The organism is Kutzneria sp. NPDC051319 (genome assembly GCF_040682195.1).
In the GTDB taxonomy this organism is placed as follows: Bacteria; Actinomycetota; Actinomycetes; order Mycobacteriales; family Pseudonocardiaceae; genus Kutzneria.
This window is the reverse complement of record NZ_JBFBAM010000002.1, coordinates 31,052-56,708: the sequence shown is the minus strand read 5'-3', so window position 1 is coordinate 56,708 and position 25,657 is coordinate 31,052. Positions and strand designations below refer to the sequence as shown.

26 protein-coding genes are annotated in these 25,657 nt (G+C 70.8%); 14 read left to right on the top strand and 12 right to left on the bottom strand.

Annotated elements, in window-relative coordinates:
- Positions 1–10 precede the first annotated feature (10 nt).
- Positions 11–1,006: an LLM class flavin-dependent oxidoreductase gene (locus AB0M73_RS02285; protein WP_363885805.1), complete on the top strand. Its 996-nt coding sequence runs from the start codon at positions 11–13 to the stop codon at positions 1,004–1,006.
- A 186-nt stretch (positions 1,007–1,192) separates the two neighbouring features.
- Positions 1,193–2,788, top strand: coding sequence for an ABC-F family ATP-binding cassette domain-containing protein (locus tag AB0M73_RS02280; RefSeq protein ID WP_363885803.1), 1,596 nt, complete (start codon positions 1,193–1,195; stop codon positions 2,786–2,788).
- On the opposite strand, the gene AB0M73_RS02275 is transcribed toward AB0M73_RS02280, so the two are convergent.
- Positions 2,775–3,452, bottom strand: coding sequence for a DUF6193 family natural product biosynthesis protein (locus AB0M73_RS02275; protein WP_363885801.1), 678 nt, complete (start codon positions 3,450–3,452; stop codon positions 2,775–2,777). The two genes, AB0M73_RS02280 and AB0M73_RS02275, sit on opposite strands and share 14 nt — an antisense overlap.
- Positions 3,453–3,561: 109 nt before the next feature.
- Positions 3,562–4,245 (bottom strand): DUF6193 family natural product biosynthesis protein, encoded by a 684-nt coding sequence (locus AB0M73_RS02270; protein WP_363886292.1) that lies wholly within the window; start codon positions 4,243–4,245, stop codon positions 3,562–3,564.
- A 133-nt stretch (positions 4,246–4,378) separates the two neighbouring features.
- Here AB0M73_RS02270 and AB0M73_RS02265 point away from each other — a divergent pair, with 133 nt between their 5' ends.
- A complete protein-coding gene (locus AB0M73_RS02265) occupies positions 4,379–4,804 on the top strand; it encodes a heme-binding protein (RefSeq protein WP_363885799.1) in 426 nt (141 codons plus the stop codon).
- Between the two features lie 46 nt (positions 4,805–4,850).
- Positions 4,851–5,636, top strand: a complete 786-nt coding sequence (locus AB0M73_RS02260) for an SDR family oxidoreductase (protein ID WP_363885797.1) — start codon at positions 4,851–4,853, stop codon at positions 5,634–5,636.
- Here AB0M73_RS02260 and AB0M73_RS02255 read toward each other — a convergent pair.
- The 4 genes from AB0M73_RS02255 to AB0M73_RS02240 form a co-directional block, all read right to left on the bottom strand.
- On the bottom strand, positions 5,612–6,805 hold the full coding sequence (locus tag AB0M73_RS02255; RefSeq protein ID WP_363885796.1) for an MFS transporter: 1,194 nt from the start codon (positions 6,803–6,805) through the stop codon (positions 5,612–5,614). The genes AB0M73_RS02260 and AB0M73_RS02255 overlap by 25 nt on opposite strands.
- Positions 6,806–6,815: 10 nt before the next feature.
- Entirely contained in the window at positions 6,816–7,199 is a 384-nt protein-coding gene (locus tag AB0M73_RS02250; RefSeq protein WP_363885794.1) for an AAA family ATPase, read from the bottom strand.
- Positions 7,200–7,291: 92 nt separating this feature from the next.
- Entirely contained in the window at positions 7,292–7,999 is a 708-nt protein-coding gene (locus AB0M73_RS02245) for an SDR family NAD(P)-dependent oxidoreductase (protein ID WP_363885792.1), read from the bottom strand.
- Entirely contained in the window at positions 7,996–8,679 is a 684-nt protein-coding gene (locus tag AB0M73_RS02240; RefSeq protein WP_363885790.1) for a VC0807 family protein, read from the bottom strand. Before AB0M73_RS02240 ends, AB0M73_RS02245 begins: the two co-directional genes overlap by 4 nt.
- 199 nt (positions 8,680–8,878) lie before the next feature.
- Here AB0M73_RS02240 and AB0M73_RS02235 point away from each other — a divergent pair, with 199 nt between their 5' ends.
- The 5 genes from AB0M73_RS02235 to AB0M73_RS02215 all read left to right on the top strand — a co-directional run bounded on the left by AB0M73_RS02235 (position 8,879) and on the right by AB0M73_RS02215 (position 13,118).
- Positions 8,879–9,328 (top strand): hypothetical protein, encoded by a 450-nt coding sequence (locus AB0M73_RS02235; RefSeq protein WP_363885789.1) that lies wholly within the window; start codon positions 8,879–8,881, stop codon positions 9,326–9,328.
- A gap of 209 nt (positions 9,329–9,537) precedes the next feature.
- Entirely contained in the window at positions 9,538–9,957 is a 420-nt protein-coding gene (locus tag AB0M73_RS02230) for an Hsp20/alpha crystallin family protein (protein ID WP_363885787.1), read from the top strand.
- Between the two features lie 57 nt (positions 9,958–10,014).
- Positions 10,015–10,638 carry a PAS domain-containing protein gene (locus AB0M73_RS02225; RefSeq protein WP_363886289.1) on the top strand — a complete coding sequence of 208 codons (624 nt, stop codon included), beginning with the start codon at positions 10,015–10,017 and terminating at the stop codon, positions 10,636–10,638.
- Positions 10,622–11,749 (top strand): aminotransferase class I/II-fold pyridoxal phosphate-dependent enzyme, encoded by a 1,128-nt coding sequence (locus tag AB0M73_RS02220; RefSeq protein ID WP_363885785.1) that lies wholly within the window; start codon positions 10,622–10,624, stop codon positions 11,747–11,749. Before AB0M73_RS02225 ends, AB0M73_RS02220 begins: the two co-directional genes overlap by 17 nt.
- A 448-nt stretch (positions 11,750–12,197) precedes the next feature.
- Positions 12,198–13,118 (top strand): DinB family protein, encoded by a 921-nt coding sequence (locus tag AB0M73_RS02215; RefSeq protein ID WP_363885783.1) that lies wholly within the window; start codon positions 12,198–12,200, stop codon positions 13,116–13,118.
- Between the two features lie 19 nt (positions 13,119–13,137).
- On the opposite strand, the gene AB0M73_RS02210 is transcribed toward AB0M73_RS02215, so the two are convergent.
- On the bottom strand, positions 13,138–13,857 hold the full coding sequence (locus AB0M73_RS02210) for an alpha/beta hydrolase (RefSeq protein WP_363885781.1): 720 nt from the start codon (positions 13,855–13,857) through the stop codon (positions 13,138–13,140).
- A 263-nt stretch (positions 13,858–14,120) separates the two neighbouring features.
- On the opposite strand from AB0M73_RS02210, the gene AB0M73_RS02205 reads away from it, so the two are divergent.
- Positions 14,121–15,092: a helix-turn-helix domain-containing protein gene (locus AB0M73_RS02205; RefSeq protein ID WP_363885779.1), complete on the top strand. Its 972-nt coding sequence runs from the start codon at positions 14,121–14,123 to the stop codon at positions 15,090–15,092.
- Positions 15,093–15,112: 20 nt separating this feature from the next.
- On the opposite strand, the gene AB0M73_RS02200 is transcribed toward AB0M73_RS02205, so the two are convergent.
- The 4 genes from AB0M73_RS02200 to AB0M73_RS02185 are packed head-to-tail and all read right to left on the bottom strand — an operon-like array spanning position 15,113 to position 18,005.
- Positions 15,113–15,853, bottom strand: a complete 741-nt coding sequence (locus AB0M73_RS02200; RefSeq protein WP_363885777.1) for a D-Ala-D-Ala carboxypeptidase family metallohydrolase — start codon at positions 15,851–15,853, stop codon at positions 15,113–15,115.
- A 25-nt stretch (positions 15,854–15,878) separates the two neighbouring features.
- Positions 15,879–16,277: a hypothetical protein gene (locus tag AB0M73_RS02195; protein WP_363885776.1), complete on the bottom strand. Its 399-nt coding sequence runs from the start codon at positions 16,275–16,277 to the stop codon at positions 15,879–15,881.
- A 16-nt stretch (positions 16,278–16,293) separates the two neighbouring features.
- Positions 16,294–16,671: a hypothetical protein gene (locus tag AB0M73_RS02190; protein WP_363885774.1), complete on the bottom strand. Its 378-nt coding sequence runs from the start codon at positions 16,669–16,671 to the stop codon at positions 16,294–16,296.
- A gap of 11 nt (positions 16,672–16,682) precedes the next feature.
- Positions 16,683–18,005 (bottom strand): GH25 family lysozyme, encoded by a 1,323-nt coding sequence (locus tag AB0M73_RS02185; protein WP_363885772.1) that lies wholly within the window; start codon positions 18,003–18,005, stop codon positions 16,683–16,685.
- 164 nt (positions 18,006–18,169) lie between these two features.
- Between AB0M73_RS02185 and AB0M73_RS02180 the strand changes: the two genes are divergently transcribed.
- Both AB0M73_RS02180 and AB0M73_RS02175 read left to right on the top strand, forming a co-directional pair.
- Positions 18,170–20,818, top strand: a complete 2,649-nt coding sequence (locus AB0M73_RS02180) for a BTAD domain-containing putative transcriptional regulator (protein ID WP_363885770.1) — start codon at positions 18,170–18,172, stop codon at positions 20,816–20,818.
- Between the two features lie 77 nt (positions 20,819–20,895).
- Positions 20,896–21,753, top strand: a complete 858-nt coding sequence (locus AB0M73_RS02175) for a bifunctional helix-turn-helix transcriptional regulator/GNAT family N-acetyltransferase (protein WP_363885769.1) — start codon at positions 20,896–20,898, stop codon at positions 21,751–21,753.
- Here AB0M73_RS02175 and AB0M73_RS02170 read toward each other — a convergent pair.
- Positions 21,729–23,558, bottom strand: a complete 1,830-nt coding sequence (locus AB0M73_RS02170; RefSeq protein ID WP_363885768.1) for a translation factor GTPase family protein — start codon at positions 23,556–23,558, stop codon at positions 21,729–21,731. The two genes, AB0M73_RS02175 and AB0M73_RS02170, sit on opposite strands and share 25 nt — an antisense overlap.
- A gap of 140 nt (positions 23,559–23,698) precedes the next feature.
- Here AB0M73_RS02170 and AB0M73_RS02165 point away from each other — a divergent pair, with 140 nt between their 5' ends.
- A complete protein-coding gene (locus tag AB0M73_RS02165; protein WP_363885766.1) occupies positions 23,699–24,682 on the top strand; it encodes an aldo/keto reductase in 984 nt (327 codons plus the stop codon).
- 78 nt (positions 24,683–24,760) lie between these two features.
- On the top strand, positions 24,761–25,612 hold the full coding sequence (locus tag AB0M73_RS02160; protein WP_363885765.1) for a transglutaminase-like domain-containing protein: 852 nt from the start codon (positions 24,761–24,763) through the stop codon (positions 25,610–25,612).
- The last annotated feature ends 45 nt before the right edge of the window (positions 25,613–25,657 follow it).

Here is a 25,657-nt window from a genome sequence, read left to right as displayed (position 1 = left end):
GAGGCTTCACGTGCCGCTGCGCAAGCTCGGTTTCCTGACCATCGGCCTGTTCGACGAGGCCGATCCGCGCCGGGGCCACGAGTCCACGCTGGAGATCATCCAGCTGGGCGAGCAGCTCGGCTTCGACAGCGCCTGGGTGCGCCACCGCCACCTCCAGTACGGCATCTCCTCGCCGGTGGCCTTCCTGGCCGCGGCGACCCAGCGGACCAGCCGCATCCAGCTGGGCACGGCGGTCATCCCGCTGGGCTGGGAGAACCCGCTGCGCCTGGCCGAGGACCTGGCCACGGTGGACGTCCTGTCCGGCGGCCGGCTCAATCCCGGCGTGAGCGTGGGCCCGCCGATGCACTACGACGACGTCAAGGACGCGCTCTACCCGGACACCCAGGACGTCGAGGACTTCAGCTACCAGCGGGTCCGCCGGCTGCTGGACTGCGTCCAGGGCGAGCAGGTGTCGACCTTCAGCGGCAACGAGGGCATCGAGCAGTTCTCGCCGCGGGTGCAGCCGCACTCGCCGGGCCTGATCAACCGCATGTGGTACGGCGCGGGCAGCGCCCGCTCGGCCCGGTGGGCCGCCGAGAACGGCATGAACTTCCTGACCAGCAACGTGGTGGCGGCCACGGAGTCCAGCACCGACTTCGACGACATCCAGCTGGACCTGATCAAGACGTACCGCAAGCACAGTCCCGAGGGCCGCGTCTCGCACGGATTTGTGGTCATCCCGACCGACGGCGCCAGCGCCGACCAGCGCGCCCGTTACGAGGAGTACGCGGCCAGCCGGGCGACCCGCTTCGGCAAGCCGTTCGGGCCGAAGGGCCTGCTGTTCGCCCGGGACATCGTCGGCACCTCGGAGCAGATCGCCGAGCAACTGCACGACAACGCGGCGTTCCGCGAGGTCGAGGAGGTGGCGTTCGCGCTGCCGTTCACCTTCGAGCACGCCGACTACGTGCAGATCCTCACGGATATGGCCACAAAACTCGGCCCCGCCCTCGGCTGGCGCGCCGGCTGATACGCTGGCTGGGAAGCGCACCGCAGCAACAGGGAGTAACCGCCGTGATGGTGGTCGAGGACGACATCGAGGGCTGATACGGCCCCGCGACAACGGTGTCCACGTGACGCCGCGCTCGGTCGTGCCCTCACACCTGTTCGTTTTCCGGGCGCTCACGCGCGCCCGTCTCGCGGTGGAGAAACTTCCATGCCGAAGATCGTCTGTTCCAACCTGTCCTTCTCCTGGCCGGACGGCACCCCGGTGTTCGACGACCTGTCGTTCGCCGTCGGCGCCGGCCGGACGGCCCTGGTCGCGCCGAACGGAGCCGGCAAGAGCACGCTGCTCAAGCTCGTCGCCGGCGAGCTCGGCCCCCGCACAGGCACGATCACCGTGGACGGTGTGCTCGGCTACCTGCCCCAGACGCTGCCGCTGACCGGCGAGCCCACGGTGGCCGAGGTGCTGGAGATCGCCCCGATCGTCGCGGCGATCCGGGCGATCGAGGGCGGCGACGCCGGCGAGGGGCACTTCACGGCCGTCGGCAACGACTGGGACGTGGAGGAACGCGCCCGCGCCGAGCTGGACCGCCTCGGCCTCGGCGAGGTGGCGCTGGACCGTCGTCTCGGCACGCTCAGCGGCGGCCAGGTGATCGCCATCGGGCTGGCGGCGCAGCTGCTCAAGCAGCCCGACGTGCTGCTGCTCGACGAGCCGACCAACAACCTCGACCGAGACGGCCGGCAGCGGCTGCACACCGTGCTGCGGGACTGGAAGGGCTGCCTGCTGATGGTCAGCCACGACCGGGAGCTGCTCGACCTGGCCGACCGCGTGGCCGAGCTGGACCGTGGCGAGATCACCCTGCACGGCGGCTCGTTCGAGGAGTACCAGGCGGCGGTCAAGGCGGCCCGCGAGGTGGCGGAGAAGAACATCCGCAACGCCGAGCAGGACCTCAAGCGCGAGAAGCGCGAGATGCAGCAGGCCCGGGAGAAGGCGGCGCGGCGGGCCAGCGCCGGGGCGCGGTCCGGCAGCGACATCCCGCGCATCGCCCTCGGCCTGATCAAGCAGAAGGCCCAGTCGGCCGCCGGCAAGGCCAACGACATGCACGGACAGCGGGTGGAGAGCGCGAAGGCCCGGTTGGACGAGGCCGAGCGGTCGCTGCGGGACGACAAGACGATCTCCCTGTCGTTGCCCGACACCACCGTTCCGGCCGGCCGCACCGTGTTCCACGGCGAGCACCTGCGGGTGCGGGACCTGTTCGCCGGCGACGGCGTGAGCCTGTCGATCCGTGGGCCGGAGCGGATCGCGCTGCTCGGGGCCAACGGCGTCGGCAAGTCCACGCTGATGCGCGTCGCCGCCGGCCTGGAGGAGCCCGCCCACGGCGTGCTCACCCGGGCCGACGGCCGCGTGGCCTACCTGTCGCAGCGGCTGGACCTGCTGGATCCGGAGCTGTCCACCGCCGACAACCTGCGGGCGTTCGCCCCCAGCCTGCCCACCTCCGACATGATGAACCTGTTGGCGCGCTTCCTTTTCCGTGCCGAACGGTCCCAGCTGCCGGTGCGAGTGCTTTCCGGCGGCGAACGCCTGCGGGCCACCCTGCTGTGCGTGCTGTGCGCCGAGCCGGCGCCGCACCTGCTGCTGCTCGACGAGCCGACCAACAACCTCGACCTGGCCAGCGTCGAGCAGCTCACCGGGGCGTTGAACGCCTATCAGGGCGCGTTTGTGGTGGTCAGCCACGACGAGCGCTTCCTGGCCGAGATCGGCATCACCCGCCGGCTCCAGCTGGAGGATCGGGCGCTCACCGAGGTTTGAGGTCCTCGGGTCTCGGCACGCCGAGGCGGTCCATCTCCGTCACACACAGGCGGACGGCCGTCTCGGCGTCGCATATGGCGATCGGCTCGCCGTGCCAGCGGTCCCCACTTCCTGAGCACACCTTGAACTGGCCATCGTCCTGCCCGAGTCCCAGGACCCACGGCCCCGGCACGTGGAACTCGTCGGCGGTCGGCCGGAACGACAGCCATCCCATCTGCACGAACGGGTACATGCATCGCAGCCGAGGCTCGTTCATCGCCACCGGGATGAACCCTTCCAGCCGGAACGAGTCATGCACGAGGGCCGACTGCCACATGCGCTCGATCCGGTCGCCACGCTCGAACGCGTCGGCGATGGCCACGAAGTCGGCGAAGGGCCACGCGGCGGCGAATTCCCGTGACGTGGCCCCGCCGAGCCATGTCGCCGCCGACGCCGTGGCCACCCCGAGGTCCGGGGTGCGGGCGTGCCGCAGGATCGCCTTCCCGACCAGGTAGCTCACTCGGAAGGCCGACTTCTCCCGGTGCCAGAACACCGACGCGGCCCGTTCACCGCGGCGCGCCTCGACCTTCGGGCCGCCCCGGTTGTCCCATGCCTTGATCTCGCAGTCCGGGCAGGCGTGCTCCAGCGCGGCCCGCAGGCCGTCGACATCGATCAGGTCGCTCACACCGTCCCAAGGTAACCGTGGCGCTGCCCACCGCAAGGCATACACACCACGGCTCGCCACCCCGTCGACCTGAGCAACGACGAGCCGTACGACCTGGCCGACATCGGTATCACCCGCCGGCTTCGGCTGGCGGACGGTGCTCTGACGGAGATCTGAGGTCCTCCGGCCTCGGCACGCCGAGGCGGTCCATCTCCGTCACGAACACCTGGACCGCCTCGGCCGGGCTGTAGTCGATATCGGTTTCTACCGGCCGGTTCTCCACAATCGTGTACCGGCCATTGTCGGCCGCCCGCACCCACGGCCCGGGCACCCGGAACTCCTCGGCAGTCGGCCGGAACGACATCCACCACATCGAGGTGAACGGGAACATCTGCCGCAGCCGGGGTTCCCGCATGGCCGCGTCGATGAACTGATCCAACCCGAACCGGGGATGCGCGCGGAACAGTTGCCAGCAGTATTCGATGCGGTCGCCGCTCTCATACGCGTCGGCGACATCGACGAAATCGGCAAACGGCCACACCACGGCGAATTCCCTCGCCGTTGCCCCACCGAGCCAGGTCGCCGCGGAGCCGGTGACTTCGGCGAGATCGGTCCGGGCCGCTCGGTTCATGAACCCCCTGGACAGCCGGTAGCTCACCCAGAAAACCGACTTCTCCCGGTGCCAGAACACCGACGCGGCCCGTTCACCGCGGCGCACCTCGACCTTCGGGCCGCCCGGGTTGTCCCATGCCTCGATCTCGCCGTCGGGGCAGGTGTGCTCCAGCGCGGCCCGCAGGCCGTCGACGTCGATCATGTCGCTCACGCCGTCCCAAGGTAACCGTGCCGCAGCTCACCGCACGTAAGTTGCCAACGCCATTAGACGGCGTCTGCAATTATTGTGTACGCTGGCTTCCGTACCGAGCAAGCATACGAAGGGCGTTCGCACCATGGCTCACCACCCCGTCGACCTGAGCAACGACGAGCTGCGCGACCTGCTGGACACCGCACGCGGCGAGGCGGAGCGGACCGGTATCAAGGTCAGCGTCACCGTGCTCGACCGTGGCGGTCACCTGCTCGGCTTCGTGCGCGACCAGGACGCGCTGCTGATCTCCGGCGAGACCAGCACCCGCAAGGCCTACACCGCCGTCCAGCTGGACGCCGCGACCGCCGACGTGGTCGACGCGGTCAAGCCGGACGGCCCGTTCCACAGCCTGCCGACCGCCCTCGACCGGCCGCTGCTGTTCATCGCCGGCGGCGTGCCGCTGCGTCGTGACGGCGTGCTGGTCGGCGCCATCGGCGTCGGCGGCGGCGCCCCGGAGCAGGACCACAAGGTCGCCACCGCCGCGGCCGCTGCGCTCGCGCCGGCGAGCTGACGGCATCAGGCTGGACCCTCACCTTCAGAACAGGAGATCCCCTCACATGCGCCTCGACCTCACCGGCAAGGTCGCCCTCGTCACCGGCTCCACCCAGGGCATCGGCCAGGCCATCGCGGCCGGACTGGCCCGGGCCGGCGCCACCGTCGCCGTCAACGGGCGTAAGGCCGACGGCGTCGCCGCCACCATCGAATCCCTGGCCGGCCGGGGCGAGTTCCTCGCCGCGCCCGGCGACGTCTCCACCGACGAGGGCGCCGCCCAGGTGCTCGCCGCCGTGCCGCACGTGGACGTGCTGGTGAACAACCTCGGCATCTTCGGCGCGGAGTCGCCGCTGGAGATCAGCGACGACGAGTGGCGGCGCTACTTCGAGGTCAACGTGCTGTCCGCGGTGCGGCTGACCCGCGCCTACCTGCCCGGCATGACCGAGCGGGGCTGGGGCCGGGTGCAGTACATCGCCAGCGACTCGGCGATCGCCACACCGGCCGAGATGATCCACTACGGCATGACCAAGACCTCGCTGCTAGCCGTGTCCCGCGGCTTCGCCAAGTTCGCCGCCGGCACCGGCGTCACCGTCAACTCGGTGATCGCCGGCCCCACCCACACCGGCGGCGTCGAGGACTTCGTCTACCAGCTCGTGGACAAGGACCTGCCGTGGGAGCAGGCCCAGCGCCAGTTCATGCGCGAGCACCGGCCGCAGTCCTTGTTGCAGCGGCTGATCGAGCCCGAGGAGATCGCCAACATGGTCGTCTACCTCGCCTCCCCGCTGTCCTCGGCCACCACCGGCGGCGCACTGCGGGTCGACGGCGGCTACGTCGACGCGATCCTGCCGTAGTCCCCCCGTACCGCGTCCTTCGGCAGATTCCTTGCCAGGTAAGGCATTGCCGCCACCGCGACCGTGGCTGCCAGCAGCGCCACCAGCCACGGCAGCCACGGTCCCAGCGCGAACAGCGCCACCACCGCCGGCGCGAGCACCCCGGCCGCCGTGAAGGCGTACTGGAACGCCGCCAGGTGCCGCCCCCGCGTCACCTTCGGCGCGGACGCCTCGGCCAGGGCGTTGGCCCGGTTGCCGATCAGCGTTCCCAGCGCCAGGAACGCCGCCGTGCCCAGCAGGTACGCCGGCAGCCACGACGTCGGCACCAGCACCGCGCCCAGGCTGGCCAGCGCCCACACCCCGCAGATGGCGGTGCCGATGCGGATGGCCGTGGTGCGCCACAGGGTCCGTGTCCAGCGCACCACCAGCGTGCTGAACACCATGCCGCTGACCGTCAGGGCCGTGATCATCGCCCCCGGTATCCACGCCGGCCCGTGCAGCACTTCCGTCACGTACACCGAGCCGCCGTCGAGCATGATGTCCACCGGGAACGTCGCGAACGCCGTGACCACGATCAGCATCAGGTAGGGCCGGTTGCGCAGCACACTCACCGCCGGTTCCCCGTCCTTGTGGCGCTCGTGTGGCACGTGCAGGAACGCCGCCAGCACCGCCGCCGCGACCAGGAACGTCACCCCGTCCAGCGCCACCGCCGCCTCGTAACCTTCCCGGCCGAGGCTCGTCAGGCCCGCCACAGCCAGCCCACCCAGGCCGAAGCACACCCCTCGCACCTGCCCCACCAGGGCATACGCCGAGTCCTTGCTGCCGTCCCGGACTGTGTCCGCGATCAGGCCGAACACCGAGCTGTAGAACGCCTGCTGCCCCGCCGCCAGCAGCGCCGACGCCACCAGCACCAGCACCGCGTTCCCGGCCACCAGGTACACCCCCACCCCGGCGGCCTGAAGCAGCTGCGACCCGATCACCACCTGCCGCGGTCCGAACCGGTCGACCAGCCTCCCCGCCACCGCCGGCATCGCGATCCCCACCAGCTTGCCCACCGTCACCACCGTGCCCGCCACCGCGATCGGCAGCCCCACGACCTGGATCGCGTACAGCACCGACAGCGGCAGAAACAGCCCCGACCCGAAGTTGTCGATGCCGAGCGCCACAAGCAACGCCAGTCGTCCCCCCATGCCGGCCAAGCTAACAGCGCCCGAGCACCGCGATGACGTCGTCGTACGTCTGGTCGACGCCACGGCCATCGGTCATCACGACCACACATTCCGGTCGACCCCGCACATACGCCGTGAGCTGGTCATGGATCCGCACCAGCAAAGCCGGCCCACCCCCGCGCGCCACGATCTCCTCGATGTGCCGATGCCGTTCCGCGTGCGTCTCCGCCATCCCGATCGCCAGCCGCCGCCCGGCTGTCAGCGCCTGCCAGAAGTTCTCCCGCCAGCCTCCGATCAGGCTGACGACCTGATCCGTGTCGAGGTTGAGCACGCCCGGATGCCGATCGGCGTACCGCTGAGCCACCGTCGACTTTCCGACGCCGGACGGGCCGTTCACGTGGATCAGCTGCGCCATCCGCCGGATGCTACCGACGGACCGCGGCCGAGCTCGATGGCCAAAGAGACGGGGAAGCAGCGACTGGCTTGACGTTCGGCTCAAATCTCCCGTCACCTTCCAACGGGCTCGCAGCGGCTGAGTTCCACGGCCGGGAACTGCACGAGGGTCGGCGGGCGGCCGGCCTGGACTTCCCAGACCTGGTTGGAGTCGACGCCGGAGGCGATGTGCTCGACGGCGGAGGCGACGTCGTCGGGGGTGGCGATGGCGAAGCCGTGGGCGGGGAGCTCGTGGCGGAAGGCGGAGATCATGGGGGTGTCGACGAAGCCGGGGCAGACGGCGTTGAGGGTGACGCCGGGGAGCTGGAGCGACCGGACGAGGCCGATGAGAGCGTGCTTGCTGGCCGCGTAGACGGGGTCGAAGGTGGCGGGGGAAATGCCGGCGAGGCTGGAGGTGACGACGATGGACCGGACGCCGGCGCGGAGGGCGGAGCGGATGCCGTGGACGGTGCCGTCGAGGTTGACGGACATGACGCGGCGGTACCGGTCGAGGTCGAGCTCGGTGCCGCCGTTGCCGGCGCCGGCGTTGAGGTGGGCGATGTCGAGGCGGCCGAAGGCGGAGACGGCTGCGGCGACGGCGTCGTCGTTGGCCTCGGGAGAGGACACGTCGGTGGGCACGAACAGGGCGCCGATCTCGGCGGCGACAGCGGCGCCGAGAGGGTTGAGGTCGGCGATGACGACGGAGGCGCCGCGGGCGGCGAAGCGGCGGGCCACGGCGGCGCCGATGCCACTGGCGCCGCCGGTCACCAGGATGACGGTCACTTCTTCTTCCCCTTCATCAGCATGACCTGTCCCGACTCGGCCAACACCTTGGCGGCCACGGACTTCCGCCGCATGTAGAGCCGGGTCCCGATCTCCAGCGCCAGGTACACGACGAAGTACTGCAGGGTGTTGATCAGCGGCACCTGGTCGACGGGCAGCCCGTAGGCCAGCACGACCCGGACCACGGAATCGCCCAGCAGGCCGACGCCCCACATCACGGTGGCCATGCGCAGAACATGGCGGTACGTCGGCGAATCCCGCCAGCTGAGCACGAACCGCTCGTGCGTCTCCCCCGAGGTGAACGACAGCAGGAACTGCTGCAGGAACGGCGTCCGCCACAACGTGGCGAGGATCCACACGCCGGCGATCGCGGTCATCCAGCCGTCCTTGGCCAACAGGAAGCGCGGACTGCCGGTGACGAACGAGGTCACGACGCTCAAGCCGAGGATGGACAGGGTGAACAGAGCCAGGGCGTCGATCTTGCGACGGACGATCACGCCGTGCACGGCGTGCGCGGTCGGCGGGATCGCGCCGAGCACCAGGGCGAGCCACTGGTCGACGCCGGCGGCGCGGAGTCCGTAGAACAGGGCCAGCGGCGCGACCAGGTTGAGCGCGAGGTTGACGATGACGGCCCGGCGCGGGTCGGCGGTCCGCCGGGTGGTGTCTGCTGCGATGACCATGCCACCAAACTATTGGGGCGCATGCGCCGGCGGAATGTACCTGGCTGCCGTTCCCGGGTGTACCTAGCTCCACCGCCGATCGTGGAGGTTATTCCGCCCCGCCCGCTTCCTCCACGTCGCGTCGATCCACACCGTGGTGCTGGGTGCGTCCGATATCCGTAGAATGACCGCTCGACGTGATTTCAGGGGGGAGAACCTGATGCGGTTGACGCTGTTCGCCGTCGTGCTGGGCGCGGCGGTGCTGACGACCGGATGCAGCGCGCTGCTGCCACCCCAGCCGGCGCCTTGCCAGCAGGAGCGGAGTGATGTCATCGGGGCCAAAACGATGCGGGACCTGGCCGACACCGAGTCGGCGGACGCCTCGCTCAAGGCGGCGAACGAGCAGCTGGCGGCCCTGGAGGTGAAGTCGGCGCTGACCAACGCGACCACGCAGCGGACGTTCGCCGTGATGAACCACGCCGACGCCGCGACCATCGCCCGGCTCGACCAGCAGATCCCCGACGCCACTCCCAAGGTGGCCGCCGCGGACGCCGCGATCAAGGCCGCCGAGGCGGATGAGGACCAGGTCAAGGGCTTCGTCGAGACGAGGACCAAGCAGCTGGCCGACGCCCAGTCCAAGCTGGACAAGTGCCGGCAGGAGCATCCCTAGCGGTCGCGCCGCCCGCCGCCCGCTTCCCCGACCTGGGGAGGCGGGCGGTTTTTTTGGGGAGGAGAGAGAAGAAGAAGGACACGGAGCCGGGCGGCTTCGGCGGACGGGAGCGAATCTGAGCGGGTCGGGAATCAAAAGCTTGAGTCGATCGTTGTCAAGTGTGTCGGCGGCAAGGGGTCGCCGGAAGACCGAGAGAGGGGCGGTGCACCATGTTGGTGCGCACGGATCCGTTCCGCGAGCTGGAGCGGCTGATGTTCTCCACGGGCGCCACCCGGACGCGCGCCGCGGCCATTCCGATGGACGCGTTCCGCAAGGGTGACGAGTTCGTGGTCACGTTCGACCTGCCGGGCGTCGCGCCGGAGTCGATCGACGTCAACGTCGAGCGCAATGTGTTGACGGTCAAGGCCGAGCGGCCGGCGAGCAAGGACGACGAGGTCCGCTGGCAGGTCGCGGAGCGGCCGACCGGCACGTTCACCCGGCGGGTCGTGCTCGGCGAGGCGCTGGACCGGGACGGCATCCAGGCCAGCTACGACGCGGGTGTGCTGACCCTGCGCGTGCCGGTGGTGGAGAAGGCCCAGTCCCGCAAGATCGCGGTGACCGCGGGCGCGGCTCCGCAGATCGAAGGCTGACGACGAGGCTGTGGACAGTTTGTCCACAGCAGATGTACTGTCCACAGCGTGTCCACGATGGCTGACCGGCTGGCCCCGGTGTGCGAGGCGATCGCCCGCCTGCTTTCACCGCACGCCGAGGTAGTGCTGCATGACCCGGCCACGGACTCGGTCATCGCCATCTGGAACCCGCTGTCGAAACGGACCGTGGGCGATCCGTCCCTGCTGGGCGAGCTCGACGAGCTCACCCCGGCCGGCGCGGACGTCTACGGCCCGTACCCCAAGTCCCTGCCCGACGGGCGGGGACTTTCCAGTGTCAGCGCGGTGATCCGCGACGACGAAGGCCGCCCGGACGTGGTGCTGTGCGTGAACGTGGACCGATCCGCGTTCGACGCCGCGGCCCGCATCCTGGCGGCCTTCGCCGCGCCGGTGGCCGCCCAGCCCGAGGCGCTGTTCGCCCATGACTGGACGGAGCGGCTCAACGAGACGGTGGCGGGGTTCGTCCGCGACCACGCCACCACCGTCGACGGGCTGTCCAAGGACCAGCGGCTGGACCTGGTGGCGCAGCTGGCTTCCGCGGGCGTCTTCGACCAGCGGCGGTCCGTGCCCACGGTGGCGCGGGCGATGGGGATCTCCCGCTCGGCCGTCTACCAACTGCTCGCGCTGACCCGCAAGGAGCCCGCCGATGCCGACCCTGCCTGATTTCCGGCTGGAGACCTACTTCTCCGCGTGGGAGTTCACTGCCCGCTACCACCTCACGGCATCGGACGCCCAGAGCTTGCCGATGGCCGAACTCCTGGCCATGGCCGACGACGACGGCCGCCGCCGCTGGGAGTCGCTGACGCTGGGCTACACGGAGACCCGTGGCCTGCCGGCGTTGCGCGAGGAAATCGCGGCGACGTACGACAACGTGGAGCCCGAGGACATTCTGTGCTTCGCCGGCGCGGAAGAGGCCATCTACCTGGCGATGCAGGTGCTCCTCGACCCGACCGACCACGCGGTGGTGCTCACGCCGAACTACCAGGCGGCGGAGACGCTTCCGCTGGCGCTCGCCGAGGTCACGGGCGTGGCCCTGCGCGAGGACGACAACTGGGCGCTGGATGTGGACGCCGTCGAAGCGGCGATCAGACCCAACACCCGGCTGGTCTCGGTCAACTTCCCCAACAACCCCACCGGCGCGGTGCCGGATCCCGACTCGTGGCGGCGGTTGGTGGCCCTGTGCGAGGAGCGGGGCATCACGCTGTTCAGCGACGAGGTGTACCGCGGCCTCGAACTGGACCGGCCGTCGCTGCCGCAGGCCGCGGACCTCTCCCCCACCGCGCTGTCGCTGAACGTCATGTCCAAGGCGTACGGCCTGCCCGGCCTGCGGATCGGCTGGATCGCCTGCCGTGACCGGGGTGTGCTCGACCGATTGGAACGGGCCAAGCACTACACGTCCATCTGCAACTCCGCGCCGAGCGAGGTGCTGGCGCTGATCGGCCTGCGGGCGCGGGACCGGCTGCTGGCCCGCAACCGAGGCATCGTGGCGGCGAATCTCCCGCTGTTCGAGGACTTCTTCGCACAGAGGCCCGACCTGTTCGCCTGGGAACGGCCGCAGGGCGGCTGCGTGTGCTTCCCCCGCTACCTCGGGGCCGACGGCGTCGAGGCGATGTGCGCCGAGCTCGTCCAGGACGTGGGCGTGCTGTTGCTGCCGTCGAGCATCTACCGCTCGGACCTGACCGCGACCCCGACCGACCGGTTCCGCGTCGGCGTGGGGCGAACGGGGCCGGAGGAGGCGTTGGAGCGCTGGGGCGACTGGCTGGACCGGCGGTGAGGATCGTTGCCGCGGAAGAGATCCGCGCCGCGGTGGCGCCGGAGGTCGTGTTCGGCGCAGTGAAGGCGACCTTGCTGGCCCACGGTGATGGGAACCGGCCAACGGGCTCTGCTCCAGATGACCTGACTGGCCTGGTTGCGCCCGATCCGCCGGGTGCACGTCCGGGGCCGCCGACCCGAGGCCGCAACCCTTCTGTGCCAACAACTTCGCACTGAGGGACTCGCCGCCCTCATCGTCACCGACGACCACGACCATGCCTCGACCACGGCGACTTCGGCCACGCCGTCCGGGCCGGATTCGTTTCCCCGCAGGCGGATCGGCCCGCCGGATCAGTGCTGGACGGCACGCACCGCAGCCGCCGGTCCATCGCCGACCTCACCGGCATCGGCGCGACCGATGCCTGGCGTTGCCGGGGCGGTGTGGCAGATTCTGGGCTAGGTTCGACGGCGTGACCGACATCGCCGCCGATCTGCGCCGTTACCTCCAGGAAGCCCGCGACAGCCTGGTGTCCGCGCTGGACGGGCTCAGCGAGTACGACATCCGGCGGCCGCTCACGCCGTCCGGCACCAACCTGCTCGGGCTGGTCAAGCACGCGCTCGGCGGCGAGTTCGGCTACCTCGGCGACTGCGTCGGGCGGCCGGCGCCGGTCACGCTGCCCTGGGTCGAGGACGGGTCGGTCTGGGACGGCGCCGACATGTGGGCCAAGGCCGACGAGAGCCGGGCCGAGATCCTCGATCTGTACCGCACGGCCTGGAAGCACAGCGACGAGTCCATCGAGCGGCTCGGCCTCGACGCCCCGGCCAGCGTGTCCTGGTGGGCCGAGGAGAAGCGCGCCACGACGTTGGGCCATCTGCTGGCTCGGGTCCTGGCCGACACCGCCCAGCACGCCGGCCACGCCGACATCGTGCGGGAGATGATCGACTGCCGCGGCGGCGAGGACCACGACGAATTCGGCGACGCCGACTCCTGGAACCGTTACGTGGCCGGCATCCAGGCCGCCGCCGACACACACAAGGTCACGGGGCCGGTGCTGGTGATCGGGCTCGACCCGGCCCGGATCCCGGGCTACGACCCGGAACCGGTCCAGCAGGCGATCGCCCGCGGCAACGTCCGGTTCGAGGAGCTGGGGATCCAGGCCGACATGTGCCTGGTGGACCCGGAGGACGATCCCGAGGCTCCGATCATGGAAGCGTTGGGCCGCAAGAATTATGCCTGCGTGGTGGTCGGTGGCGGCATCCGCAAGCACGAGCCGCTGCTGCTGTTGTTCGAACGCGTCGTCAACCTCGTGCACCAGCACCAGCCGAGCGCGGCGATCGCCTTCAACCAGCGAGCCGACGACACGCCCGACGCCGCGCTCAGGTGGTTGTGAGCGCGGCGTCGGGAACCGCCTACATCAGGTGTCGCAGGAAGAACCGGACGGCGCTGTCCGCCTCGAAGCGCGGCAGGTCCTTGTGCCGTCCGGTGTTGGCGTGCAAGGACTTCACGGTCGAGCCGAAGGCGTCGAACAGCGCGAGACCGGCCTCGCGCGGGATGTGCTCGTCGTCCCACTGGAGTGTGTACTCGATCGGCACGGTGATCTTCCGGGCCGTCTCGACCAGGTTGTCCGGCCAGAACAGGCCGAAGGCCGCGGCGGTGATGCGGGAGTCGACGGCCGTCAACGGCACGCCCGTGGCCGTGCCCATGTTCAGGCCGAAGTAGCCGACCGGGCCATGGATCACGTCCTGTAGCGCGTCGAGGGTGGCCTGCCACTCGGGCACGGCCTGTTCGGCGAGATGGCCGTTGTAGCGGACGACGATCGGCCCAACGGGTTCACCCGTGGCCATCGCCTTCTGCATCAGGGCGATCTCCCGCTCGTCGTGAGCGGTGCGCGGCCGGTCGCCGTGCCCGGGGGCGTCGATGCACGCGGCGGCGAAGCCCGCGTCGACCAGGATCCGGGCGCGGCCGGTCATGGCCGGCGCCTTCTTGTGCCGGCCGCCGCCGTGTCCCAACAGGACCAGCGGCACATCGGCCGAAGCGGTGTCCGGTGTCCACAGGACGCCGGGGACGTCGCCGACGGTGAACTCGCGTTCGAGGATGCCGTCGTACGTGGTGTCAGCGGTGAAGTTCATGGCGTGTCGCCTTTCGGGAGTGCTGGGGAGCGCTCCCGGCGACACCTACGTCGGCCCGTCCGTGATCGGGAGTGGGAGCACCCACGTCGTAACAACGGTCACGGGTCTCACCTCCTCGGTCGGGTCACGGCGCGCAGGACATTAGCAGGCCGGTCCGATGACGCCCAGTGATTTAGCGAGACAAGGGGAAGAAGTCACGTTCGCGACGCCGTTGCGGTGCTACTTTCCGTGCTGTCATCAGCGGACCAGCTGGGGGTCGGACCGTGATCGCCTCGACGCAGACGGACAAGTTCGCCGCGTGCCTGCGCATGCTGAAGGACCGCAGCGGCAGGGGCTTCGACCGGCTGGGCAAGCAGTCCGGGGTGAGCGGGTCGAGCCTGCACCGCTACTGCTCGGGCCTGAGCGTGCCGACCGACTATCGCGTGGTGCACACCTTCGCCAAGGTTTGCGGCGCCAGCGCGGAGGAACTGCGCGAGCTGCACCAGCTGTGGGCCCTGGCCGACACCGAGCGGGACACGCCGCCGCCGCTGGCCGAGATGGACCTGGCCGAGGTCGAGGTGCCACCGCCCGCCCCGAAAGCCCGAAAATGGCTCACGTCCTGGTATGCCGGCGTGGCCGCGGCGGCGGTGGTGCTGCTGGCCGGGGGCCTGGTCTGGGTGACGAGGGCGCCGGGCAACGCGGAAAGCCTGTCGGACACCGGCTGCCAGACCGTCAGCATGGGCGAGCACGACGACTGCGTGGCCGAGGTGCAGTCGCTGCTCCTCAAGGCCAGCACCAAAATCTCCGTGGACAGCGACTTCGGCCCCGAGACCCTGCGCAAGGTCACGGCCTTCCAGGTGCTGGCCGGCCTGCCGGCCAAGGGCGTCGTGGACACCGCCACCAGCAAGGCGCTGCACACCGGCACGGTGTCCATGGCCACGTGGAGCCCGCAGCAGGTGGAGCAGAAGATCCGTGAGGTCTTCACGGAAGATCCCGACACCGCGGTGGCCGTCGCCCGCTGCGCGTCCTTTCTGGACCCGCTGTACGTGCTGCCCAACACCAACGGCAGCCGCAACTGGGGTGTCTTCCAGATCTCCGACATGCGCCTGCAGCAGCAGGACGGCACGCCGCTCAAGGCGTTCGACCCGGCGTGGAACATCGAGGCGGCGCACAAGCTGTGGGCCGTGAAGCGGGACTTCCACGACTGGCCGTCCTGCCAGGCGGCGCTGTCCTCGACCCCCAGCCCATCGAGGTAGCGCCGCCCGCAGTTTTTCGGTCACACGGTGCCGTTCTCCCACCACCAGGCGCGGCCGAGGTCGGCGCGGCTGTCCACGTGCTGGTGGTCGGTGTTGTACGTCTCCAGGCCGGAGAAGCCGCACGTCTCGGCCTTCTCGTACACGGTCTTGTTGGCCACGCCCGGCACGTCCAGGTCGGCCGCGGTGCCGTACATGTGCATGCTGTCGCTGGCCCCGCCGATGTCGGCGTTGTGCTGGATGGAGCGGAAGCCGGAGTTCACGGTGATCGGCTTGTCGCCCAGCTTCTTGCGCAGCGCCTCCAGCTTGTACATGCAGCGGCGGGCGTTCTCCTTGGCCGTGGCGGCGCTGACCTTGCCGCCGTTGAAGGTGCCGCTGACACGGTCGGTGAACTCGCTGAAGTTGAAGTGCAGGGTGGAGCCGTCGGACTGCTCCAGCGAGTTGAGCTTGGCCTGCGTGTTGGCGCCGACCTCACCGTCGACGGACAGCCCGTAGGCGGCCTGGAAGCGCTTGACCGCGGCGTCCGTGCCCGGGCCGAAGTCGCCGTCAACGCTGACCCGGGTCTGGCTGGCGCTGGACGCGGCCCAGCCGGCGACCCGGATCTGGAGCTCGGTCACGTCGGCGCCGTTCATGCCCTGCTTGAGGGTGCGCGACCAGGTGTAGGCCTGCGCCGTGCCGGCCAGCAGGGTCGGCGCGAGCACCGCGCCGGCGCCGACGACCAGCGCCCCGCGCAGCATCGCCCGGCGGCTCATGGAGAGGTTCATCGTCTATCCCTTTCTTCAAGCCCGGTCAGAAGGCCAGCTGGAAGTGCACCAGCTGCGAGTCGATGTCGTAGGCGTGCACGCGCAGCTTGAAGTGGGTGCCGTCCTTGACGTCGGTGGCGACCGTCAGCCACGGCGGGCCCATGGTCTGGTAGGCGTTGTCGTTGTTGCACAGCGTGGTGTGGTCCACGAACACGACGCAGGCGTCGAGGAACGTGCCGTTGTCGGTGGTGAGCCGCATGTTGATGTCCTTGCAGCGGGACGAGGTGGTGTACGTCCCGTACTCCACGGCCGCGGACGAGTAGTGGTAGGTCAACGAGATCGCGCCGCCGTAACAGCTGGTCGCCGCCTGGGCCGGCGCCGGCATCACGGTGAGCCCGAGCAGGACCGGCAGGCCGAACAGCGCCGGCAGCAGTCTGCGGATCATGGCGGAGACTCCGTTCCTAGAAGGCGAACTGGACGGTGGCGTCGTCGCCCTCCAACGGCACGCCGACGAGCACCTCGAAGTGCGTGCCGTCGAGCACGTCGGTGGCGATGGTGTGCCAGGCGCCCTTGGGCACCCTGGTCCACCGGTTGCACTGGCTGGTGTGGTCGATGAACACCACGCAGGCGTTCACGTAGTCGCTGGTGCCGGCGGTCAGCCGCAGGTTGATGTCCGTGCAGCGGCTGGAGGCGCTGTAGGGGCCGAAGAAGGCGCCGTCGCCGTAGTGCTTGGTGATCGCGCCGCCGTAGCAGGTGGTGGCGGCAGCGGCGACCGTGGGCGTGGCCACGGCGGTCGTCGCGGCCAGGACGGCGCTCAGGGTCAGGACGTCGAGCCGCACGGCCGGTCTCCTCACTTGTTGGCCAGGTGGTCGAGGTCCGCCTGGGAGCCGTTGAAGACGTCGCCGGTGGCCGGGGCGGGCACGCCGTCCGGGATCGCGGCGTCGGTGTACTGCCACATCAGCCACGTGGAGGAGCCGGCGGGCAGCGGCGGCGCGGTGATGGAGCGGCGGTAGTCGGCCAGCTGCATGGGGTAGCCGCTGAACGCCGTGGTGCCGCCGTAGCAGTCGTCGATCACGGACTTCTGCGTGTAGATGATCGGCGTGCGACCGAAAGCGGCCTGCACCTTGTCGAGCCAGGCCTTGGCGTCGGCCACGGTGCCGAAGGCCGGGCAGTTGCCGGTGCCGTCGTCCGCGCGCTCGAAGTCGAACACCGGCGGCAGGTCGCCGGGGCGCTTGCCGGTGTAGCCGGTGGCGCGGACGGCCGCGATGAAGCGGTCGGCCTGCGCGCCGCCGGTATTGGCCGCGCTGGCGGTGTAGTAGTGGTACGGCGCGACGTCGAGGCCGGCGTTGTGCGCGGCCGGCAGGTCGGTGGCCAGGTACTCGTCGGTGACGTTGGTGCCGCGCGTGGCCTTGACCGTGGCGAACTCGACGCCGGAGGCGCGCACGGCCGCCCAGTTGATGGCCGCGCCGCCGGGGTGCTGGTACTTGGCGGTGTCGATGCCGTCGACGGCGTAACCCACGGGCTTGGGCGGCGCGCAGTAGGTGTTGCGGCTGGACCAGTCGACGAGCTTGGCCCACGTGTTCGGCCCGAGCACGCCGTCGGCGCTGAGGTTGTTGCAGCGCTGGAAGTCCTCGACCCGGTCCTGCGTGCCGCCGCCGAAGTTGCCGTCGATCGTCAGCGGTGCGTAGTGCCCGGGCTCCATGGCCAGGTTCAGCCGGCACTGCGCCTCTTTGACGTCCGCGCCGGTCGCGCCCTGCTTGAGGGTCGGCTGCGCGGTGCTGTGCCCGCACACGACGGACTGGGCCGCCGTGGAGGTGCCCGTGGTGGCACAGCGGCGCGGGTGCGCGGCCCAGGTGTTCAGCGCCGCCCACGTGTTGGGGCCGACGACGCCGTCCACGCCGAGGCCGGCGCACTGCTGGAACACCCGCACACGGGCGTCGGTGGCCGGCCCGAAGGTGCCGTCGGCGCCGATCGGCGTGTAGCGGCTCGCCTTGGTGGCGAGGTTGAGCTCGCACTGGGCTTCCTGCACCTCGGTGCCGGTCGCGCCCTGCTTGAGCGAGGGCTGTGTGCTGCTGTGCCCGCAGACGGCGACGGCAGCCGGTGCGAACCCCGCAGCCGCACCCGTTGTCGTCGCCGTCAGCACCAACCCGGCCAGGAGTGCCCTGATGACCATCTCTATCCCCCGCTGTGAAGGGCCGGGGACTCCCGGCGGCACGAACGCTGGCAGCCCGGTCCGACGGGGCACAGAGTGATGGGAGGCTGACACGTCCCACCCGGCCGTGACCTGCGTGAACAACGCGCCGCTGGGACGGTGGTGGGACGCGCTAGGGTGTCGCCGTGCGGTTCCAGCTGCTCGGTGATGTCCGGGTGACGAGGGACGGGCAGCACGTGGACGTCGGGCCGGTGCGGCAGCGCAGCGTCCTGGCCGCGCTGCTGGTCGACGTGAACGAGACCGTGTCCACGGACCAGTTGGTGGACCGTGTGTGGGGTGACCGGCCGCCGACGACCGCGCGGGGCACGCTCGCCTCTTACCTGACCCGACTGCGGCAGGCGCTGCCCGAGGTCCCGATCGAACGGGTCCGCGGCGGGCAGCGGCTGGTGGCGGATCCCACGACCGTCGACCTCCTGGAGTTCCGCGCGCACATGGAGGCCGGCCGGCACGAGCAGGCGCTGGGTCTGTGGCGCGGCGAGCCGCTGGACGGGCTGACCACGCCGTGGGCCGTGAGGCTGCGCGAGACGCTGGTCGACGAGCACTTCGCCGCCGTGCTGGATCTGGCCGACCAGTACCTCGCCACCGGTCGCTACGCCGACGTGCTGGCCACGCTGAACCCGCTGTCGGCGGCGCACCCGCTGGACGAGCGGCTGGCCGGCCAGCTGATGGCCGCGCTGGCCGCCACCGGTCGCCAGGCCGATGCGCTGCGGCAGTACGACCGACTGCGCCGGCAGCTGGCCGAGGAGCTGGGCGTGGACCCGGGGCTGGAGCTACAGGAGCAGTACCAGCGCATCCTGCACGGGGAGGCGCCGGCGAAGGCCCCCGCGCCGCAGCAGCTGCTGAGCCCGCCGCGCGCCTTCGTGGGCCGCACGACGGAGCTGGCGCGGCTGGACGAGGCCGGCGCGGTGGTGGTCGTGTCCGGCGCGGGCGGCATCGGCAAGACCTGGCTGGCGCTGCACTGGGCGCACCGCGACGCCTACCGCTTCCCCGACGGGCAGCTGTACGTCAACCTGCGAGGCTTCGACCCGTCCGGACGGCCCGTGAGCCCGGAACGGGCGCTGCGCGGGTTCCTGGAGGGCCTCGGCGTGCCGTCCACGGCTGTGCCGAGCGAGGTGGAGTCGCAGGCGGCGCTGTACCGGAGCCTGCTGGCGGGCCGCCGCATGCTGGTGCTGCTGGACAACGCCGCCGATTCCGCGCAGGTGGCGCCGCTGCTGCCCGGCTCGACCAGCACGGTCATCGTGACCAGCCGGGATCAGCTCACGGGCCTCGTCGCCTCGCACGGCGCGCGCCGCCTCACCGTGGACACGCTGCCGCCGCGGGATGCCCGAGCACTGCTGGCCGCGCGCATCGGCGCGGACCGCGTGGCCGCCGAGCGTGACGCCGTGACCGAGCTGGTGGACAGCTGCGCCGGCATGCCGCTGGCGCTGAGCATCGTCGCCGGCCGTGCGCAGGCGTACCCCGCGTTCCCGCTCGCGGCGTTGGCCGCCGAGCTGCGTGAGGCTCGGCTCAACGCCTTGGACGAAGACGACCCGCTGGCCAGCGTGCGTGCCGTGCTGTCGTGGTCGACCGACGCCCTCAAGCCGCCGGAGGCGCAGTTGTTCGCGCTGCTCGGGCTCGCGCCGGGGCCGGACATCAGCGCGCAGGCGGCCGACGCGCTCATTGGGGCCGATGCCGGCCGTGCGCTGCGCGCGCTGGAACGGGTGTCGCTGGTGCAGCAGAACTCGCCGGGCCGCTACCGCATGCACGACCTGGTGCGACTGCACGCCGCCGAGCAGGCCACGAGCGACCGCGACGCGGCGCTGGACCGCCTGATCGGCTACTACATGCACGGCGCCTACGCGGTGGAGCGCGCGCTGTTCCCGCACCGCGCGCCGCCGGTGCTCGCGCCCATGCCCGAGGGACCGATCGCCTACGAGCCGCCGGATGACGATGCGGCGTGGGCGTGGTTCCACGCCGAGCACGCGTGCCTCGCCGGCACCGCCCGGCTGGCGATGCGGCGCCGCCAGTATGCCGTCGTGTGGCAGCTGGCCTGGTTCCTGGCGCCGCTGCGGTGGCGGCAGGGCTATCTGGACGACGACTTCGACGGGTGGCGGCTCGCGCTGGCCGCCGCGGAACACATCGACGACACCGCCGTCCGCGCCCACGCCTCGCGCGGGTTGGGCCGCGCCTGCGTGCAGTTCCACCAGATCGACGAGGGCATCGGTCATCTGCAACGGGCGCTGGACCTGTTGGCCGACACCGATCTCGCGCTCGAACGGGCGATCGTGCACAGCGCCACGGCCAACGCGTTCTCCACGGGCCGGCGCTACGCGGAGGCGCTGCCCCACGCCCGGCAGGCCCTCGCCCTGCTGGAGCCGCTCGGCCAGCCGGTGCTCACGGCCCAGGCCCGCAGCCAGGTGGGCGAGACCCTGGTCCGGCTGCGCGAGAACGAGGCCGGCCGGGCGCTGCTGGAGCAGGCGGTCACGGTCTTCCGTGAGCATGGCGACGTGGACAGCGAGGCGATCACGCTGTCCAACATCGCCATCAGCCTGGACCAGAGCGGCCGACCGGCCGAGGCGCTCGCGCTGTTCGCGACCTGCCGCGGGCTGTACACGACGAGCGGCAACCACTATCACCTGGCCGACACGCTGGACCGCAGCGGCGACATCCTGCTGGCGTTCGGGGACATCGACGCCGCGGCCGAGTGCTGGCGGGAGGCGGTCGTGCTGTTCGCCACCACCCACCAGCGCGAGTTCGCCGAGCGGATCAAGGGCAAGCTGACCGATCTCAGCTGACCGCCGCCGGTTCGGACGGCCCGGCAGCGGCCGATGTGGACTGGACCGCCGGATATTGTCTGACTAAAGTCAGAGATATGGACGCGGGTGTGGTGGCGACGGTCCGGCGGTTCAGCCGCACGGTCACGCAGCGGTTCGGCGCGCTCAACGAGCACTACCTCGGTGGCGCGCGGCCGCTGGGCGAAGCGCGGCTGCTGTGGGAGATCGGCGACGGCCGGGACCTCCGGACGCTGCGCGCGACGCTGGGCCTCGACTCCGGCTACCTGAGCCGGCTGCTGCGCTCGTTGGAGGCCGACGGTCTCGTGACCGTGCAGGCCGACGCCGCCGACCGCCGGGTGCGGGTGGCCCGCCTGACCACCGCTGGCAAGCGCGAGCGGCGCGCCCTCGACCGCCGCAGCGACGGCGTCGCAGAGGCCGTCCTGGCCCCGCTGTCTCCGCGCCAGCGGGAACGCCTCGTGGCCGCGATGGCCGAAGTGTCACAGTTGCTGCGTGTCGGGATGGTCGAGGTCGAGGCCGTCGACCCCGGCCATCCCGACGTGCTGCCCTGCTTCCAGGCCTACTTCGCCGACCTCGCCGTGTTGTTCGAGGACGGCTTCTCGCCGGACGCCGTCCTCCAGCCGGCGATCGAGGTCGTGCTGCTGGCCCGGCTCGGCGAGGAAACCGTTGGCTGCGTCGCCTTGTACGAGCCGGAGCCGGGCGTGTGGGAGTTGAAGCGCATGTGGGTGGATTCCTCCGCCCGTGGGCTCGGCCTCGGCCGGCGGCTACTCACCGAGGTGGAAACCCTTGCGCGGCAGCGAGGTGCTTCGGCCATGCGACTGGATACGAACCGGTCGCTGACCGGGGCCATCGCGCTGTATCGGTCGGCCGGGTTCGAGGAGGTGCCGCCGTTCAACGCCGAGCCGCACGCCCATCACTGGTTCCGCAAGGCTTTGTAGCCGCCGAAGTGCGCGGTCAGCACGCCTTCGCCACCGGTAAGACCGGGCAGCAGGCGTTGGAACTCCCGTAGCCGGGCCGTGGGCAGCACCGCCTCGATCACCGCCGTTCCGTTGCCCAGCAAAGGCGTCTGCGGCAGGCCGTTGTGCTTGGTCAGGGTGGACTGCACCATGGTCAGCGACTCCACGGGAACCTCCAGCTCGATCTCCTCCAGCGGCTCGCACACCACAGTTCCCGCTTGTCGCAACGCCTTGGTCAGCACCAGCGGAGTGAGGTCGCGGAAGTCCGCCGCCACGCTGACCGGGCTGCAATATCCGGTGTGGGTCAACGTGACCACGCAGTCCTGGATCGGCCAGCCGTGCAGACCTTCTTGGAGCGTCGCATGGACCGTGTCCTCGATGGCGGTGATGAACGCCGCCGGCAGTGATCCACGCTCGGCCTCCAGTCGGAAAGCGGCGGCTTCGCCGGGCTCGACCCGCAGCCCGATCGTCGCCCAGTGCACCGTCTCCCCCATGCTGATCAGCCCGTGTCCCGTGCCGGCGACACGCTCGACGCAGGCCACTCGCGGCGGGGAGAACTCCGCTGTGACACCGAATTCCTCGGCCAGGCGGGTCGCGATCACCTCGCGCTGCACCTCGCCGTAGAGGGAGACGACGAGGCTGCCGTGGCTCGGGCCGCGTCGCACGTCGATCAGCGGATCCTGGTCGGCCAGCCGGCTCAGGCCGTCGAACAGCCTGGCCGGGGATTCGGCCGTCACTATGGTTTCCATGGTCGGCAGGCGGAATCGGTGCCGACCGTCGGCCGCGTGCGCGCCGAGCCGGTCGCCGACCCGCAGGCCCGGAAGTCCCGTGATGCGGGCGATCCCGCCGGCCGGGATCCGCGCCTGCTCACCGTCGACGTCCCTCACGCCCGTGGCGACGCCGGATTCCGTGACCAGGGCGCCGGATCGGTCGCGGCGGGCGAAGGTGACCCGGTCACGCGTGGCCAGGGAGCCCGTGAACAGCCGGGCCACCGCGGACCGGCCCTTGTCGTGTTCCACCGCGAACACCACGCCGTCCAACTCGCCGCTGGTGTCCGGATCGACGGACGGCAACAGGTCCACGATTGCCTTGCGCAGGGCCGCAATACCGACTCCGGTGACCGCCGAGCCGAACAGCACCGGATGCACGAGTCCGCGCCGGGCCTGCGCTTGGAGTTCGTCGCGCAGCAGGTCCGGGTCGATGCCGTCCACATAGGACTTAAGCGCGGCGTCGCTGTGCTCGGCCAGCACCTCGGCCAGCTCCGGGTCGGGATCGAGGTCGACGACGTCCGCCGACTTCGTGCCGAGATCCACCGGACGGTTCAGGGAAATCGCGCCGGGAGTGAGCTTTCGCCGGATGTCCTGGAGCAGATCCTTGTGCCGCGCGCCGACCCGGTCGATCTTGTTCACGAACAGGATCGTGGGCACGCCGGCCGATTTCAGGGTGCGCATGAGCACCCGGGTGTGGGCCTGCACACCCTCCACCGCCGACAGCACCAGGATCGCGCCGTCCAGCACACCCAGCGCGCGCTCCACCTCGGCCACGAAGTCCGTGTGGCCGGGCGTGTCGATGAGGTGGACGCGGCGGTCGGCCAGGGTGAAGGCGGCGACGGCCGAGCGGATCGTGATCCCCCGGCGGCGCTCCAGGTCCATGCCGTCGGTGGTGGTGTCCCCGTCGTCGACGGAGCCGAGGCGCTCGATGGCGCCCGAGTCGAACAGAAGTCGTTCGGTGAGGCTGGTCTTACCGGCGTCGACGTGCGCGACGACACCGAGATTGAGCATCCGCATGCGAGAAGGCGTCCTTGGGTGCGAGCGGGCGACGGCGGATGGGGCCTGTCGTCACTCGGCGCACGGAACCTCCCAGGTAGCGGAATCCGGACGGTAACAGCCGATGTGTTCGATCGCATCCGATTTTGTAGGCTGGCCGCATGGAGCAACGGGTTTTGGGCCGCACCGGTCATCAGGTGTCCGTCGTCGGGCTGGGCACGTGGCAGCTCGGCGCCGACTGGGGTTCGGTCGACGAGGGCGACGCGCTGGCCGTGCTGGCCGCTTCCGTCGAGGCCGGCGTCACCTTCTTCGACACCGCCGACGTGTACGGCGACGGGCGCAGCGAGCAGCTCATCGGCCGCTTCCTGCGGGAGAATCCCGACTCCGGCGTGGTCGTGGCGACCAAGATGGGCCGTCGTCAGGCGCAGGAGGTCGAGCGCTACAACCTGGACAACTTCCGCGCGTGGAACGACCGGTCGCGGGCCAACCTGGGCGTGGACACCCTGGACCTGGTCCAGCTGCACTGCCCGCCCACCGTCACCTACTCCACCAACCGCGTGTTCGACGCCCTCGACACTCTCGTCGAGGAGGGCCGGGTCGCTGCTTACGGCGTCAGCGTCGAAACTGTCGACGAGGCCCTCGCCGCCATCGCCCGTGAGCACGTCGCCAGCGTGCAGATCATTCTCAACGCCTTCCGCCTCAAGCCCCTGGAGCGGGTCCTGCCGGCCGCCCTCGACGCCGGGGTGGGCATCATCGCCCGCGTTCCGCTCGCCTCGGGCCTGCTGTCCGGCCGCTACACCCACGACTCCGTCTTCGCCGCCGACGACCACCGCAACTACAACCGCCGCGGTGAGTCCTTCGACGTCGGCGAGACCTTCTCGGGCGTCGACTACGACACCGGCGTCGAGGCGGCCATGGAGTTCTCCGCCCTCGTCCCCGCCGGCACCACCCCGGCCCAGGCCGCCCTGCGCTGGATCATCCAGCAGCCCGGCGTCAGCACCGTCATCCCCGGCGCGCGCAACGTCGCCCAGGCCGAGGCCAACGCCGCCGCGGCCTCGGTTCCCGAGCTCGACGCCGACACCCTCAAGGCCATCGCCGAGCTCTACGACCGCCGCATCCGGCCCCAGGTGCACGACCGCTGGTGAGGAGGACTCGGAACAGGGCCTCCTTGTTGGTCGTCACCCCTTGACTCCGACACCGTGTGAGGGCGTAGACCTGGGACCGTGAACTTCGCGACGCAGAGCCGATTCTCCGATCCCGGCCGGCACGGCGACTGGCTGGACGACACGCCCGCCGACATCGCCGCGCTGCGGGACATCGCCTCCGGCCTGGTGTTCCACCACTGGGCCGGCGGCGATCCCACGGCCCATGGCTTCGAGCCGTCCCGGCTGGCCGAGGTCGACCTCCGCTACGCCGAGGCGATGCTCGGTCGCCTCCGGGAGCTCGATCCCACCCTTTCGGGCGCCCCTCGCCGCCCCACCGACCGCATTCTCGGCTGTTGCCGCGACTTCACCCTGCTGTACGTCACTCTCCTTCGCCACCACCGCATCCCCGCCCGCACCCGGGTCGGCTTCGCCGACTACCTGCTGGCGGACTGGCACCTCGACCACGTCGTCGCCGAGGTCTGGGACGGTTCTCGGTGGCGGCTGGTCGACCCCCAGTTCCCGGCCGACAACGCCCTGCCCGTCGACGTCCTCGACGTCCCCCGCGACCGTTTCCTCGTCGCCCCCGACGCCTGGCGCGCGCTGCGCTCCGGGGCCCTGGATCCTTCCCGCGTCGTCGCCCCCGACCTGGTCGAGCCCTTCCTGCGCGGTCTCCCCTACGCCCGCCACAACCTGGCCCTCGACATCGCCGCCCTCAACCGGCACGAGATGCTGCTGTGGGACATCTGGGGCGGCATGAACCTCGACCCGACCGTCAGCCCGTCCGACGCCTCCCGCGCCGACGAGCTCGCGGCCCTCGCCCCGTCCGCCCTCCAGGCCGCCTTCGCCGATGACGACCTGCGTGTTCCTCCGGTCATCCAGTCCCTCAGCCCGACCACCCACGCCCTGACCGAGGTCTCCCTGCTGTCCTGATCGGACGGTGCCCGCGACGGCGGTTCGACACCGGCACAGGCTGAT